The sequence below is a fragment of the Promicromonospora sp. NPDC023805 genome (assembly GCF_040639635.1).
GTDB lineage: Bacteria > Actinomycetota > Actinomycetes > Actinomycetales > Cellulomonadaceae > Promicromonospora.
In genome coordinates, this window is the sequence record NZ_JBFAAH010000001.1 from 510,830 (window position 1) to 525,028 (window position 14,199).

The 14,199-nt window shown below is 72.7% G+C and carries 12 protein-coding genes; 4 read left to right on the forward strand and 8 right to left on the reverse strand.

The window, feature by feature from the left end; translation table 11 throughout:
- Positions 1-274 precede the first annotated feature (274 nt).
- The 4 genes from AB0F70_RS02345 to AB0F70_RS02360 all read right to left on the reverse strand — a co-directional run bounded on the left by AB0F70_RS02345 (position 275) and on the right by AB0F70_RS02360 (position 5,682).
- Positions 275-1,222 (reverse strand): hydroxymethylglutaryl-CoA lyase, encoded by a 948-nt coding sequence (locus tag AB0F70_RS02345; RefSeq protein WP_357443103.1) that lies wholly within the window; start codon positions 1,220-1,222, stop codon positions 275-277.
- Positions 1,215-3,185: a biotin carboxylase N-terminal domain-containing protein gene (locus tag AB0F70_RS02350; RefSeq protein WP_357443105.1), complete on the reverse strand. Its 1,971-nt coding sequence runs from the start codon at positions 3,183-3,185 to the stop codon at positions 1,215-1,217. Before AB0F70_RS02350 ends, AB0F70_RS02345 begins: the two co-directional genes overlap by 8 nt.
- Positions 3,186-3,190: 5 nt before the next feature.
- Positions 3,191-4,768 (reverse strand): carboxyl transferase domain-containing protein, encoded by a 1,578-nt coding sequence (locus AB0F70_RS02355; protein ID WP_357443108.1) that lies wholly within the window; start codon positions 4,766-4,768, stop codon positions 3,191-3,193.
- A 68-nt stretch (positions 4,769-4,836) separates the two neighbouring features.
- Positions 4,837-5,682 (reverse strand): helix-turn-helix domain-containing protein, encoded by an 846-nt coding sequence (locus AB0F70_RS02360; RefSeq protein ID WP_357443111.1) that lies wholly within the window; start codon positions 5,680-5,682, stop codon positions 4,837-4,839.
- A 108-nt stretch (positions 5,683-5,790) separates the two neighbouring features.
- On the opposite strand from AB0F70_RS02360, the gene melA reads away from it, so the two are divergent.
- Both melA and AB0F70_RS02370 read left to right on the forward strand, forming a co-directional pair.
- Positions 5,791-7,185, forward strand: a complete 1,395-nt coding sequence (gene melA, locus AB0F70_RS02365) for an alpha-galactosidase (protein WP_357443114.1) — start codon at positions 5,791-5,793, stop codon at positions 7,183-7,185.
- Positions 7,186-7,194: 9 nt separating this feature from the next.
- Positions 7,195-7,785, forward strand: coding sequence for a TetR/AcrR family transcriptional regulator (locus tag AB0F70_RS02370; protein ID WP_357443117.1), 591 nt, complete (start codon positions 7,195-7,197; stop codon positions 7,783-7,785).
- A gap of 60 nt (positions 7,786-7,845) precedes the next feature.
- On the opposite strand, the gene AB0F70_RS02375 is transcribed toward AB0F70_RS02370, so the two are convergent.
- A complete protein-coding gene (locus AB0F70_RS02375) occupies positions 7,846-9,015 on the reverse strand; it encodes an acyl-CoA dehydrogenase family protein (RefSeq protein ID WP_357443595.1) in 1,170 nt (389 codons plus the stop codon).
- A 66-nt stretch (positions 9,016-9,081) separates the two neighbouring features.
- On the opposite strand from AB0F70_RS02375, the gene AB0F70_RS02380 reads away from it, so the two are divergent.
- Positions 9,082-9,852 (forward strand): enoyl-CoA hydratase-related protein, encoded by a 771-nt coding sequence (locus AB0F70_RS02380; RefSeq protein WP_357443120.1) that lies wholly within the window; start codon positions 9,082-9,084, stop codon positions 9,850-9,852.
- Between the two features lie 25 nt (positions 9,853-9,877).
- A complete protein-coding gene (locus AB0F70_RS02385; RefSeq protein WP_357443123.1) occupies positions 9,878-10,690 on the forward strand; it encodes a TrmH family RNA methyltransferase in 813 nt (270 codons plus the stop codon).
- Positions 10,691-10,714: 24 nt separating this feature from the next.
- Here the strand turns inward: AB0F70_RS02385 and AB0F70_RS02390 are convergent, their stop codons facing one another.
- The 3 genes from AB0F70_RS02390 to AB0F70_RS02400 all read right to left on the reverse strand — a co-directional run bounded on the left by AB0F70_RS02390 (position 10,715) and on the right by AB0F70_RS02400 (position 14,177).
- On the reverse strand, positions 10,715-11,848 hold the full coding sequence (locus AB0F70_RS02390) for a GNAT family N-acetyltransferase (RefSeq protein WP_357443126.1): 1,134 nt from the start codon (positions 11,846-11,848) through the stop codon (positions 10,715-10,717).
- 8 nt (positions 11,849-11,856) lie between these two features.
- The gene (locus tag AB0F70_RS02395) at positions 11,857-13,005 is read right to left on the reverse strand and encodes a GNAT family N-acetyltransferase (protein ID WP_357443128.1); all 1,149 of its coding nucleotides are present in this window, start codon (positions 13,003-13,005) and stop codon (positions 11,857-11,859) included.
- Between the two features lie 77 nt (positions 13,006-13,082).
- Entirely contained in the window at positions 13,083-14,177 is a 1,095-nt protein-coding gene (locus AB0F70_RS02400; RefSeq protein ID WP_357443130.1) for a GNAT family N-acetyltransferase, read from the reverse strand.
- Positions 14,178-14,199 lie beyond the last annotated feature (22 nt).

The following is a 14,199-nucleotide window of genomic DNA, read 5'->3' on the forward strand; positions in this document are numbered from 1 at the left end:
AGATCACATCCGACCTGCTCAGGCGCTCGATGAAGGGCGCGATCAGGCCTGCGGCGTCAGAGCCTCCGGAGCAACGCATACCCATCTCGCGGGTGTCGGCTGGGCCGTACTGCGTACAGCTCGGCCCCGAGGATGCGGGCCCAGCTGGACTATTCAGCCAGGGCGAACTAGGCATGGCTGAGGTGAACGAAATCCAGCAGACCTGGCACCCGCCACCAGGGTCTACTCCGCGCCGCGCCGTCTCGACCGGACGGGTCGAGACGGCTGAGCAGGACTAACCCCGCAACGCCTGCAGCACCCGGCTCGGCGACGGGCGCCCCAGGTGCCCCTCCAGCCAGGTTCCGGTCTCGACCAGCCGCGGCATGGAGACGCCGGTGCTGATCCCGAGCCCGTCCAGCATCCAGAGCAGGTCCTCCGTGGCGAGGTTCCCCGTGGCCGACTCCGCGTACGGGCACCCGCCGAGCCCGCCCGCCGACGTGTCGAACGTCGTCACGCCGTGCCGCAGCGCCGCGGCGACGTTGCCGAGCGCCTGGCCGTAGGTGTCGTGGGCGTGCAGCGCCAGCACGTCGTCGGGCAGACCCGCGGCGTTCAGGGCGTCCAGGAGCGCGACGACGTGCCCCGGCGTACCGACGCCGATCGTGTCGCCGAGCGAGAGCTGCTCCGCCCCGAGGTCCATGAGCCGCTTGCCCGCCGTGACCACCTGGTCCAGCGGCACGTCGCCCTCCCACGGGTCGCCGAAGCACATCGACACGTAGGCACGCACCCGCATCCCCGCCGCGCGCGCCCGCGTCATGACCGGCTCGAACATCGCCCACTGCTCGTCCAGGGACCGGTTCAGGTTCCGCCGCGCGAAGGTGTCGGTCGCGCTGGCGAAGACCGCTATGTGCCGCAGCCCGAGGTCGTACGCCCGCTCCAGGCCGCGTTCGTTGGGCACCAGCACGGGCAGGTCGCGGGCGCGGTCGCCGAGCCGGTCCACCAGCGCGGCGAGCACCTCTTCGGCGTCGGCCAGCTGGGGCACCCAGCGCGGGTGCACGAGGCTCGTGGCCTCGACGTACGGCAGGCCGGCGTCGAGCAGGCGCTCGACCAGGCCCACCTTCACCACCGCCGGGACCACCGCCTTCTCGTTCTGCAGGCCGTCGCGCGGGCCCACCTCGTAGATGGTCACGCGGTCGGGCAGGCTCGGGTCGGGCACCACCTGGGGGCGTCGGAGCTGCTCAGGCATCGGTTGCCTCCATCTCGAACAGCACCTGCCGCGCCGCCACCTGGTCGCCGGCCGCCGCCCGGACCCGCACCACGCCGTCCGCCGGGGCCAGGAGCGCCACCTCCATCTTCATCGCCTCCAGCACGCCGAGCGGCTGTCCGGCGGCCACGAGGTCGCCGTCCCGCACCTCGACGCGGGCCAGCGTGCCGGGCATCGCGGCGAGCACCACGCCGTCGGACAGCTCGGCCGCCGCGACGCTCGAGGCGCTCGGCCGGACGAACCGGAACGTGTGCCCGCGCGTGCTCACCTCGACCGAGCGCGGGCCCACGTCCACCGTGAACCGCGCGGTCACGCCGTCCAGCGCGAGCAGCCCGTCGCCCACCGTCCCGCCCAAGGACCCGCCCACCGCTCGGCAGGACGTCGGCGGCTCGCCCGCGCGGCGCACCTCACCCCGGGCGGTGCTCACGCGGAGCACGACGTGGTCCAGCTCGACCCAGGTGTCGGCAGGCAGACCGCCGAGGCGCCACCCGTCGCCGCCGTCCGCTGCAGCGGAGGCAGCGACGGTCCAGGCCGCCGCGACCATGGCGGACGCCGGGTCCGGGGCGGGCAGCGGGTGGGTGTCCAGCCACGCGGTGTGCACGTCGCCGTCGCGGAACGCGTCGGAGTCGGCGAGCGCCCGCACGAATCCGGTGTTGGTGACCAGGCCGCCGATCGCGGTCGCGTCGAGGGCCGCGACGAGGCCGCGCCGGGCGGCCTCGCGGTCGGCGCCGCGGGCGATGACCTTGCCGACCATGGGGTCGTAGGCGGCGGGGACGACGGTGCCGTCCTCGATGCCGGCCTCGACCCGAACGCCGGCCGAGCCCAGCGGCCACCGCACCCGCGTCGCGGTCCCCGCCTGCGGCAGGAACCCGCCGAACGCGTCCTCGGCGTAGATCCGCGCCTCGATCGCGTGGCCGACGACGGCGACGTCGTCCTGGGCGAAGCCCAGCTCCTCGCCGGCCGCGACCCGAAGCTGCTGCTCGACCAGGTCGAGGCGTTCGCCGCGCACCGTGACGACCTCCTCGGTGACTGGATGCTCGACCTGGAGGCGGGTGTTCATCTCGAGGAACCAGGCGCCTGCGCCTCCGACCGAATCTGTCTGGACCCCGACGTCCACCAGGAACTCCGCCGTCCCCACTCCGGTGTAGCCGACCTCCCGCGCCAGATCCACTGCCCAGCCGTGCAGCTGGTCGCGCAGGGCCGGGTCCAGGTCGGGCGCCGGGGCCTCCTCCAGCACCTTCTGGTGCCGACGCTGCGCGGAGCAGTCGCGCTCGTGCAGGTGCAGCACGTTGCCGTGCTGGTCGGCGAGGACCTGCACCTCGACGTGCCTCCCGCGCTCGACGTACGGCTCCAGGAGCACTGTGTCGTCGCCGAACGCGGCGGCGGCCTCGCGTCGGGCGGCGGCGATCGACGAGGTGAGCTCGTCCTTGCCGCGCACGATGCGCATGCCCTTGCCTCCGCCGCCGGCGGCGGCCTTGACCAGGAGGGGGTAGGTGACGTTCCCCGGGACGGCGAACCCGTCGTCCCCGAGCGAGAAGACCGAGACCCCGCGCAGGACCGGCACCCCGGCCTTCTCCGCGATCCTGCGTGCCGTGTCCTTGCGCCCCATCGCGTCCATCGCGTCGGGTGGCGGCCCCACCCAGGTCAGCCCGGCGCCGATGACGGCGCGCGCGAAGTCGGCCTGCTCGGACAGGAACCCGTAACCGGGGTGGACGGCGTCGGCGCCGGTCTCCTTCGCTGCCGCGAGCAGCGCGGGGATCGACAGGTAGGACTCGGCGGCGGGCGTCGGGCCGATGCGGACGGCGACGTCGGCCGCGCGGGTGTGCGGCGCGGCGGCGTCGGCGTCGGAGTAGACGGCGACCGTGCGCAGGCCGAGGCGGCGTGCGGTGCGGATGATCCGCAGGGCGATCTCGCCGCGGTTGGCGATCAGGAGGGTGTTGGGCATGTCGGTCACATCCGGAAGATGCCGTAGGACGGCTCGGCGATCGGGGCGTTCGCGGCGGCGGCCAGGCCGAGCGCGAGGACGCGGCGGGTGTCGGCGGGGTCGATCACGCCGTCGTCCCAGAGCCGGGCGGTGGCGTAGTAGGGGTTGCCCTGGGTCTCGTACTGGGCGCGGATCGGGTCCTTGAAGGCCTCGACCTGCTCGGGCGGTGCGTCGGCGAGGTCGCGCTGCACGGTCGCGAGGACCGACGCCGCCTGCTCGCCGCCCATGACGGAGATGCGGGCGCCGGGCCACATCCAGAGGAACCGGGGGTCGTAGGCCCTGCCGCTCATGCCGTAGTTCCCGGCGCCGAACGAGCCGCCGAGCACCACCGTGAACCGCGGCACCGAGGTGCAGGCCACTGCGGTGACCAGCTTGGCGCCGTCCTTGGCGATGCCGCGGTGCTCGTACTCCTTGCCGACCATGAACCCGGCGATGTTCTGCAGGAACACGAGCGGGATGCGCCGCTGGTCGCAGAGCTGCACGAAGTGCGCGCCCTTGAGCGCCGACTCGGAGAACAGGATGCCGTTGTTGGCGATGATCCCGACCTGGTACCCGTCGATGCGGGCGAAGGCGCAGACCAGCGTCTCGCCGTACCGGGCCTTGAACTCGGTGAGCTGGGAGCCGTCGACGATGCGGCGGATCACGTCGCGCACGTCGTAGGGCGTTCGAGGATCGGCGGGGACGTCGTAGAGGCCGGCGGGGTCCAGCTCCGGCTCCTCGGGCACCACCCGCTCCAGGCTCGGGACTCGGGCCGCGCCGGTGGTGGTGCCGATGATCTCGCGGACGATGCGCAGGGCGTGCGCGTCGTCGTCGGCCAGGTGGTCCGCGACGCCCGACGTCGTGGTGTGCACCAGCCCGCCGCCGAGCTCCTCTGCCGTGACCACCTCGCCCGTCGCGGCCTGCACCAGGGGCGGGCCGCCGAGGAAGATGGTGCCCTCGTCGCGGACGATGACCGCCTCGTCGCTCATCGCGGGCACGTACGCGCCGCCCGCTGTGCACGACCCCATGACCGCCGCGACCTGCGGGATCCCCCGGGCGGACAGGTTCGCCTGGTTGTAGAAGATGCGGCCGAAGTGCTCCCGGTCGGGGAACACCTCGTCCTGCATCGGCAGGTACGCGCCACCGGAGTCCACCAGATAGATGCACGGCAGGTGGTTCTCGGCGGCGACCTGCTGCGCGCGCAGGTGCTTCTTGACGGTCACCGGGTAGTACGTGCCGCCCTTGACGGTGGCGTCGTTGGCGACGATCACGCACTCGCGCCCCGCCACTCGCCCGATCCCGGTGACGATGCCCGCGCTCGGCACCACCCACTCGCCCCCGTACATGTCGTAGGCGGCCAGCGCCCCGATCTCGAGGAACGCGGACCCGGGGTCGAGCAGCCGGTCGACCCGGTCGCGCGCGAGCAGCTTGCCGCGGGCCGTGTGCTTCTCGCGCGCCGCGGCCGAGCCGCCCTCGCGCACGCGCGCGAGGCGGTCGCGCAGCTGCGCGGTGAGGGTGCGGAGGTCCGTTCCAACGGCGGTGTTGATGGCCACGTGTCGCAGCATAGTCCGCTGGTTAATGATCGTTAACCCCTGGCGCGCGGTTCCGGCCGACTACAGGCTGGGCGAAGGCCTCAGCGAAAGGTGCGGCGGTAGTCGCCCGGAGCCGTGCCGCACACCTGCCGGAAGGTGTCGTAGAAGCTGCTCTGCGCGGTGAACCCGGACGCGTGCCCGATCTCTGCGGTGGTGCGGTCCGACGTGATGAGCAGCCGCTGCGCCTCCGCGACGCGGCACCGCGCGATGTACGTACCCACCGTCGTCCCGACTACCCGCTTGAAGAGCGTCATCGCGTGGCTGGGGCTCAGGTGGACGGCGCGGGCGACGTCGGCGGCGGTGATCGGCGACCGGTAGTGCTCGGCCACGAACTGGGCCATCGCGGCGGCGCGCCCGGCGGCCCCGGCCCGCGGGTCCGGCGCGTACGGCGTCGTCCGAACCTCCGCGTCGTCCTGCGCCGCACGAGTCAGGACCCGCCGCACGAACGCCTGGGCCTCCAGCATGACGACGGTGCCGTACCCGCCGTCCTGGACGTCGTGGCGCCAGCTCTCGAAGAGGACGCCGACGTCCCGCACCAGGGCAGACGTCGGCACGACGACGGGCCGCGCCCGCAGCAGGACCGCCATCTGCTCCGTGGGCAGCGCCCAGCTCAGCACCTCGGCGAGCGGGATGTGCACCCACGACACGTCGGTCGGCGTCACGCCGGGCTCCACGAGCTGGTGCGGGGTCCCGCCCCAGAACAGCGCCACCTCGCCCGACTCGACCCGCAGGAACGAGCCGCCGAAGAGGTACTCCAGCCGCCCCGCGTGCACCAGGTTGAGCTCCAGGTCGTCGTGCCGGTGCGGCCGCATCATCACCGGCGGCGCGCCCCGCTGCACCCACAGGGCGGGTTCGTTCAGCTCAACCTCTGTGTCCGCGAGCGCCATGAGCGGGAGCATAGGGCCCGCACGGGCCGGGCACCGACCGGAGGATCCCGGAGAGCCGGGCCACGCAGCCGGAGGTGTGACCGCCATTCTCTGACCTAGCGTCGCCGTATGGCTCATTCCCCGAAGATCACCATCATCGGCGCCGGCGGCTTCGTCTTCCCGCTCCGCCTCATCGGCGACCTGCTCAGCTTCCCGGCGCTGCAGGGCGCCACCCTGTCTCTCATGGACGTCGACGCCGGACGCGTCGACCGGGTGGCGACCGCTACCCGGAAGCTCGTCGCCCACCACGGCCTGCCCACGGTGGTCGAGCAGACCACCGACCGGCGCGAGGCACTGCGCGACGCCGACTTCGTCATCATCACGTTCCAGGTGGGCGGCGTGGAGTCCTACCGGCACGACGTCGAGATCCCGCGGCGCTACGGCGTCGACCAGACCGTCGGGGACACCGTCGGCCCGGGCGGCGTCTTCCGCTTCCTGCGTTCCGTGCCCGCCTACCAGGCCATCGCCGCCGATGCCCTCGACGTGTGTCCGGACGCCCAGTTCATCAACTACGCCAACCCGATGGCCATGGCCACCGCGTACCTCAACGCGCTCGGACTGCGCACCGTGGGGCTGTGCCACAGCGTGCAGGGCACCACCCGGATGCTCGCCCGCACGCTGGGCGTGCCCTACGACGAGGTGTCCTACCGCTGCGCCGGCATCAACCACCAGGCCTGGGTCCTCGACTTCCGGCACGGCACCGAGGACCTCTACCCGCGCCTGCGCGAGGTGATGAAGGAGCGCCACCAGATCGGCCGCGCGGCGTCCGACCTGCTGTCCGACGACGGCGACCACTCCGAGGAGGCGCTCGCCGCCAGCAACTACGAGGGCGGCAACGAGCAGGTACGCACCTCGCTGATGAACCACTTCGGCTACTTCGAGACGGAGTCCAGCCACCACGCGTCGGAGTACGTGCCGTACTTCCGCAAGGACGCCGTCACTACCGAGGAGTACATCCCGGAGCGCTGGGACTACTACGAGATCTGCTCCGCGCACGACGAGCAGGGTGACGTCGACGAGCAGCTCGAACGCCTCAAGGCGGACCTGAGCCCGTCCGTCGAGTACGGGGCCTCCATAGTGAACGCCGTGGTCACGGGGGTGCCGGCGGTCGTGTACGGCAACGTGCCCAACGCGGGCCGGGTCATCACCAACCTGCCTGACGACGCATGCGTCGAGGTCGCCTGCCTGGTCGACGCCAACGGCGTGCAGCCGACGTCGTTCGGCGACCTGCCGCCCCAGCTCGCTGCGATCAACCGCACGAACACCAACGTGCAGACGCTCGCGGTCCGCGCGGCGCTGACGGGCGACGTCGAGCACGTGCACCACGCCGTCGCGCTGGACCCGCTCACCTCCGCGCACTGCACGCTGGAGCAGATCCGCGCGATGACCGACGAGCTGCTCGCCGCGCACGCCGCGCTGCTGCCGGCCGCCCTGACGGAACAGCTGGTGGTGGCCCGCTCATAGACTGCTCGCGTGACCCCGCGCAGGCAGCAGATCCTGAGCACGGCAGCCGACCTGTTCGCCGCCCGTGGCTTCCACGGCGTCTCCATGGGAGACATCGGGGCGGCCGTCGGCGTCTCCGGGCCCGCCCTCTACAAGCACTTCGCGGGCAAGGAGGACATCCTCGGGCAGTGCCTGCTGCACGCTTCCGACCAGCTCCTCGCGGGGGCGCGTGAGCTGCTGTCCGATGGCGGGGCGCGCTCCGCCGTCGGACAGCCTTCGCCCGACGGGGCGGACGCGCCGCTGGTCGCCCTGATCGCCCGGCACGCCGACTTCGCCCTCGACAACCCCGCGCTCATCGTGATCCAGGAGCGTGAGTGGGGCGCGCTGGGCGCCGAGACCCGGACGCAGGTGCGCAAGCATCAGCTCGCCTATATCGACGTCTGGACCGACGCGCTGCGCCCTCTGCGCCCCGACCTCGCCGCGACCGAGGCCCGGGCTGCCGTGCAGGCCGCGTTCGGCCTCCTGAACTCGACCCCGCACAGCGCGCGCATCGGCCGCGCGACGATGCGGGATCTCCTGACGAGCATGGCCCGCTCAGCCCTCCTCCCCCGAGACCGTTGAGTGCTGGATATTTGTCCTCTCGAAACGGTTCGAGAGGACAAATATCCAGCACTCAACGGGTTACTCGACCGGGAGGCCTAGGCCCCTCGCGATCAGCATGCGTTGGAGTTCCGAGGTGCCTTCGCCGATCTCCAGGACCTTTGCGTCGCGGTAGAAGCGGGCGATCGGGCCGTCCTCCATGACGCCGTAGCCGCCGAACACCTGCGCCGCGATGCGCGTGGCCGTCACTGCTGACTCCGTGGCGTACAGCTTGGCGACGGACGACGCCCGCCGGAACTCGTCGAGCGGCGCACCCTCGTCCTTGAGCGCTGCGGCCCGGTACGTGAGCGCCCGGCTCGCCTGGAGCATCACCTCGATGTCCGCGATCTGGAAGGCGACGCCCTGCTTGCGGCCGATCGGGCCGCCGAACGTGGGGCGCACACCGGCGTGCGCCACCGTGAGGTCCAGCATGGCCTGGATGCAGCCGGTGGCCAGGGCCGCGACCGCGACCCGGCCCGTGTTGAGGCAGATCATGAGCTGCTTGAAGCCGTTGCCCCGCTCGCCCAGCAGGTAGGCCTCCGGGACGCGCACGTCCTCGAACCGCAGGGCGTGGGTGTCGACGGCGCGCCAGCTCATCTTGTCGTGCAGGGGTTCGACGACGAACCCCGGGGTGTCGGTCGGGACGATGACGGCGCTGAGCTCCGGCCGGCCGTCGGGCAGGGTGCCCGTGCGCGCCGCGACGGTGCAGAGGCTGGTGATCGGGGTGCCGGAGTTGGTGATGAACTGCTTGGCGCCGTTGATGACCCACTCGCCGTCCGTGAGCTCGGCGGTGGTGGACATGGCGTTGGCGTCGCTGCCCGCGCCGGGTTCCGTGAGGCCGAAGGCGCCGAGCGTGCGGCCGGCCACGAGATCCGGCAGCCAGCGGTTCTTCTGCTCGTCGGTGCCGTAGGCCAGCAGTGATCCCACCCCGAGGCCGACGCCGGCCCCGAGCGTGATGCCTACCGACTGGTCCACGCGGCCGATCTCCTCGACGGCGATGCTGAGCCCGGTGAGCCCGAGGTCGGACCCGCCGTATTCCTCAGGGGCGGTCAGGCCGAACAGGCCCAGCTCTCCCATCTGGTGCACCAGCTCGACGGGCAGGCGACTCTCCCTGTCCCATCGGCCGATGTGGGGCGCGATCTCGCGGTCGGCGAACTCCCGTACCGCGTCCCGGAGCTTGGTGTGCCCCGGGTTCTCTGGTGAGGTATGCATGTTAGGCATGCCACAGAGGTTAACCACCATTAACCTCATCGCGCCAGGCCCACCGGAGGACTTCCTATGCCCGACCAGAGCCAGGTCACCTACGACGTCGTAGCGCTCGACCTGCCGGACGACCGGACCGCGTCCTACGCCCGGATCACGCTCGACAGCCAGGAGCGCCGCAACGCCCTCTCGCGCGCCCTGCTCGACCAGCTCCGGGCCGCGCTGAACCGCGCAGCGTACGACGACGTCCACGCGGTGGTCCTGGCCGCCGAGGGCCCGGCGTTCTGCTCGGGCGCCGACCTCACCGAGGCGCTGCGCGACGGCATGACCGACTCGGCGCGGCGGCTCGCCGAGCTGCTGCGCACGATCCTCGCGCTGCCGAAACCCGTGGTGGCGCGCGTGCACGGGCCCGTACGGGCGGGCGGGATCGGGCTGGTCGCCGCGTGCGACGTCGCGATCAGCGCCGACCACATCACCTACGCCTTCACCGAGGCCCGCCTCGCGCTGGCGCCCGCCGTCATCTCGCTCGCGGTGCTCCCGCGGATGGCGCCGCGGGCGGCGTCGCGCACGTTCCTGACCGGCGCGCCGTTCACCGCGGCGGAGGCCGCCGCCTGGGGCCTGGTGACCCAGTCCGTCCCGCTGGACACGCTCGACCAGGAGGTCGACACGGTGCTCGCCGAGCTCGCGGCCGCCGACCCGCAGGGGCTCACCGCCACCAAGGAGCTGCTCAACGCGGACGTGCTCACCCGGTTCGACGCGAACGTGGACCGGGCAGTGACGACGTCCGCGCAGCTGTTCAGCTCCGAGCGCGGGCGGGCCGCGATGGGGCGGCTGCTGCGGCGCTGACCGGGAAACAGTGTTGGATGGGGGCGTGGCCATACGGATCTCCTCGCGCAACGCACGCTTCCAGCAGCTCCAGACGCTGCTCACCAACCGCAACAAGCGGCACCGCGCCGCCGAGTTCATCGTGCAGGGCGTGCGGCCCATCACCATGGCAGTGGAGCACGGCTGGGAGGTCCGCTCGCTCCTGTACGACGCCGAGCGCCACCTCTCGCAGTGGGCCAGGGGCGTGCTCGCGGCCCACCCCCACGTCGAGCACGTCAAGATGTCGCCCGACCTGCTCGCCGAGCTCGCCGAGAAGGACGACGCCGAACTGCTCGCCGTCGTCGCGATGCGACCCGACGACCTGGACCGGATAGTGACCGGCCCCGACTTCCTCGGGGTCGTGTTCGACCGCCCCACCCAGCCGGGCAACATCGGCGCGGTGATCCGCTCGGCGGACGCGTTCGGGGCCGACTGCGTGATCACCACCGGGCACGCCGCCGACGCCTACGACCCCAAGTCGGTGCGGGCCACGACCGGCTCGTTCTTCGCGACTCCGGTGGTGCGGGCGCCGTCGTCCGCCGAGGTCATGGAGTGGGTGACCGCGCGGCGCGCCGCCGGCCTGCCCCTGGTGGTCGTCGCCACCGACGAGCACGGCGACGCCGACGTGTCCGCGTACGACCTCACCCAGCCGGTCCTGCTGCTGGTCGGCAGCGAGAACGACGGCCTGACCCGCGCGTGGCTCGACGCCGCGGACGTGACCCTGAGCATCCCGATGACGGGCTCGGCGAGCTCGCTCAACGCGGCGAACGCGGCGACGGTCGTGCTCTACGAGACCCGCCGCCAGCGCCTGGCGAAGTAACCGCGGGTCAGAGCTCTATCGAGGCTAGAGCTCTATCGAGTACATGCGGGAGCCCGTCGTCTTGACGTAGCCGAGGCTCGCGTACAGCCCGTGGGCCCCGCTCGGGTTGGCCGTGTCGACGTCGAGCGCCGCGTACTGCATACCCTCGGCGGCGAACGCCCGCATGCCCGCGGCAAGCGTCGCGAGGGCGATCTTGCGGCCCCGGTAGGCGCGCCGCGCGCCGAGCATGTCCGTGTACCCGAAGGAGTACCCGCGCACCTCGAAGTCCTCGGTGTACCGGGCGGCGATCTCGTAACCCACCACGAGCGGCTCGCCGGCCCGGAGCGCCGCGGCGGTGTCCGCGTCGGTGTCGGGGTGGGCGAGCAGCGCGTCGACGTCGGGCGCGTCGTCGACGACCAGGAAGGACCACTCCGGCGCGAAGCCGGCGCGCTGCTTCCACTGCTCGCGGGTCTGCGGCTGGCTGCCCCAGTGGTCGCGGAACGCGTCGTTGTGCGCCAGGCGGGTAGCCTCGGCGAGGTCCTCCGACCACGGCACGAGCCGCAGCGAGCCGGTCAGGACGACGTCGGGCACGGGTGCGGCGTCCGGCCCGGTCAGCGGTCGCGCCAGGTCGGAGTAGTAGCGGCGCACGCCGAACCCGGCCCGCTCGTAGAGCCGGTGCTTGGACGCCGGTGCGTCGTCCTCGGCGAACACGCCGATGCGGCCGGGCACGTCCTTGCCCGACGCCGCGAGCAGCTGCCTGGCGCGGCCCGTCCCCCAGGCCAGCAGCTCGCGGCCGATGCCCTCGCCGCGGCGGTCGGGGTGCACGCCGCCCCAGCAGAACGCGCGGACCGTCGTCACGTCGCCGGGCGGGCTGTCGACCTGGGCCCAGGCGACGAGGGCGCCGTCGGGCCCTGATCCTGTCGAGGGGTCGAACCCGAGCAGGGAGTCCGCCGCCATGTCGCGCCAGGCGCCCTCGAAGATCTCCTCGATCTCCTCCAGGGTCTCGACGTAGGGCTCGGTGTCGGCGCGGGAGATGAGGTTGCGCAGCGCGAGCCAGGTGGGCGCGTCCTCGCGGGTGGCGGCGCGCCAGGTCAGGCCGCCGGCCGTGGGGATCGTCAGGGTCGCCGGCGCCGCGGCGCGCTCGGCGATCGGGGACAGTGCGGGGGTCTCGATGGTCATGGCCGGTCCTAGAGCTCGATCGTGTACTGCGTGGATCCGTCGTTCTTCGTGTAGCCGAGTCGCGCATACAGGGCGGACGCCCCCGACGGGTTGTCGTTGTCGACGTCGAGCTCGGCGTACTGCAGGCCTTCGGCGGCGTAGACGTGCATCGCGTGCGTCAGCAGGGCGACCGCTATGCGGCGTCCGCGGTACCCGCGGCGCACGCCGAGCAGGCCCGTGTAGCCGGCGGTGTAGCCCTGCGTCTCCCAGTCGTGCTCGTACCGCTCGCCCCGGTGCAGCCCGACGACGTACGGCGTGCCGGGCGCCACCGTCGTGTCCCCAGGCTGTTCCTGCTCGGACCCCTCGTAGTGCACCGACTCGTCGATCACCACGAACGACCACCGGGGTTCGAACGCGCTGCGGAACACCCGCCACGACTCGGTGGTGGTCGGCTGGCTGCCCCAGTGGTCCCGGAAGGCGTCGTTGCGGGCCAGCCGCGTCGCGTCCTCCAGGGCGTCGGTCCACGGGACCAGCCGCAGCGGCGGATCGAGCCCGATCGCGGGCACCGGCAGGCTCAGGTCCCGCCGCAGGTTCGCGTAGTACCGGATGGGCTGGTACCCGGCGAGGCGCAGCAGGTCGTGGCGCTCGGCCGGGTCGTCGTCGTCGATGTGCGCGGAGATCCGGCCGGGCAGGCCGGCCACCTCCGGGTCTGTGCCCGACGCCGCGAGCGCCTGCCGCGCGCGTCCGGTAGCCCAGGCGAGCAGCTCGGTGCCGATGCCCTCGCCGCGGCGGGTGGGGTGCACTCCCCCGGCGACGCCGGCGCGCAGGAGGCTGACGCCGGTGGTGGGGTACCGCTCGACCAACGCGTGGGCGAGCAGCGTGCCGTCGGCGTCCAGGCCCACGAGGGTGTCCGTGGCGGCGTCGAACTCGGGGGCGTCGAACATCTCGTCCACCTCGTCGGGCGAGGTGAACCAGTCGCGGCCGTCGGCCTTCTCGACGGCGTTCATGAGCTCCGTGAGCGCGGGTGCGTCCGCACGTGTCCAGGGCCGCCAGGTCAGACCGCCCGCCGTCGGAACGGACAGGGTGCGCGGTGCGGCGGCACGTTCGGCGATCGAGGCGGGCGCCGGGTCGGACCCGGGGTCAGGCACGGCGGACAGGCCGGACGAGTGCGTGGACATACGGCCACGCTAGGCGAACGCCCCGCACCCGGCACGGGATTTTGCGAGTGAGGCGCGACGACGTACTTGGCCGGACGTCAGATCTCCACGGCGTACATGGTGGAGCCGTCGTTCTTGGTGTAGCCGAGCCCCGCGTACAGGGCGGGCGCACCGGTCGGGTTGTCGGTGTCGACGTCGAGCACCGCGACCTCCATCCCGTCGTCCGCGAAGCGACGCATCGCATGGGCCAGGAGCGCGGCGCCGATGCGCCGGCCGCGGTACGCGCGGCGCACGCCCAGCAGGTCGGTGTCCCCGGCCCGGAAACCCTGCGACTCCCAGTCGTGCTCGTACCGTCCGGCCATGTGCAGCCCGACGACGTACGGCGTGCCGGGCGGGACGCTCTCGTCCCCGGGCCGTTCCAGGTCCGAACCCTCGTAGTGCACCGAGTCGTCGACCACGAGGAACGACCACTCCGGGGCGAACGCGCTGCGGTACGCCCGCCACGACTCGGCGGTGCGGGGCTGGCTGCCCCACAGGTCGCGGAAGGAGTCGTTGCGAGCCAGCCGCGCGGCGTCGTCCAGGTCCTCGGACCACGGGACGAGCCGCAGGGGCGGCTCCAGCCCGACGGCGGGCAGCGGCGCGCTCAGGTCGCGACGCAGGTTGGCGAAGTACCGGGCGGGCTCGAGCCCGCCCGCCAGGAGCAGCTCGCGGCGTTCGGCGGGGTCGCTGTCCTCGATGTGCGCGGAGATCCGCGCGGGCAGGTCCCGGAGCAGCGGCTCGGAGCGCACCTCCGCGAGCGTCTGCCGCGCGCGGGCGGTCGCCCAGCCGAGCAGGTCGGTACCGATGCCCTCGCCGCGGCGGGTCGGGTGCACGCCGCCCGACAGGAAGACCCGCACGAGGTCGACGCCGTCGGTCGGGAACCGCTCGATCCGCGCGTAGGCGAGCATCGCGCCGTCCGCGCCCAGGCCGACCTGGGTGTCCGCGGCGGGCTCGAAGACCGGGGCGTCGAAGAGGTCGTCGATCTCGTCCGCCGAGGTGAACCAGTCGCGGCCGTCGGCCTGCTCGATCGTGCGCATGAGCCCTGCGAGAGCTGGCGCGTCCTCGCGAGTCCAGGGGCGCCAGGTCAGCCCGCCCGACGCGGGGAGGGGCAGGGCGGACGGCGTGCCGGCGAGGCCGGACGAAGACGTGGACATGCGGCAACGCTAAGTGGATGAA

What these genes read in the sequence shown, in the direction of transcription:
- melA (WP_357443114.1), top strand. Translation starts at nt 5,791, where the DNA reads ATGGCTCATTCCCCGAAGATCACCATCATCGGCGCCGGCGGCTTCGTC.
- AB0F70_RS02400 (WP_357443130.1), bottom strand. Translation starts at nt 14,177, where the DNA reads ATGTCCACGTCTTCGTCCGGCCTCGCCGGCACGCCGTCCGCCCTGCCC.
- AB0F70_RS02390 (WP_357443126.1), bottom strand. Translation starts at nt 11,848, where the DNA reads ATGACCATCGAGACCCCCGCACTGTCCCCGATCGCCGAGCGCGCCGCG.
- AB0F70_RS02345 (WP_357443103.1), bottom strand. Translation starts at nt 1,222, where the DNA reads ATGCCTGAGCAGCTCCGACGCCCCCAGGTGGTGCCCGACCCGAGCCTG.
- AB0F70_RS02360 (WP_357443111.1), bottom strand. Translation starts at nt 5,682, where the DNA reads ATGGCGCTCGCGGACACAGAGGTTGAGCTGAACGAACCCGCCCTGTGG.
- AB0F70_RS02395 (WP_357443128.1), bottom strand. Translation starts at nt 13,005, where the DNA reads ATGTCCACGCACTCGTCCGGCCTGTCCGCCGTGCCTGACCCCGGGTCC.
- AB0F70_RS02375 (WP_357443595.1), bottom strand. Translation starts at nt 9,015, where the DNA reads ATGCATACCTCACCAGAGAACCCGGGGCACACCAAGCTCCGGGACGCG.
- AB0F70_RS02355 (WP_357443108.1), bottom strand. Translation starts at nt 4,768, where the DNA reads ATGCTGCGACACGTGGCCATCAACACCGCCGTTGGAACGGACCTCCGC.
- AB0F70_RS02380 (WP_357443120.1), top strand. Translation starts at nt 9,082, where the DNA reads ATGCCCGACCAGAGCCAGGTCACCTACGACGTCGTAGCGCTCGACCTG.
- AB0F70_RS02350 (WP_357443105.1), bottom strand. Translation starts at nt 3,185, where the DNA reads ATGCCCAACACCCTCCTGATCGCCAACCGCGGCGAGATCGCCCTGCGG.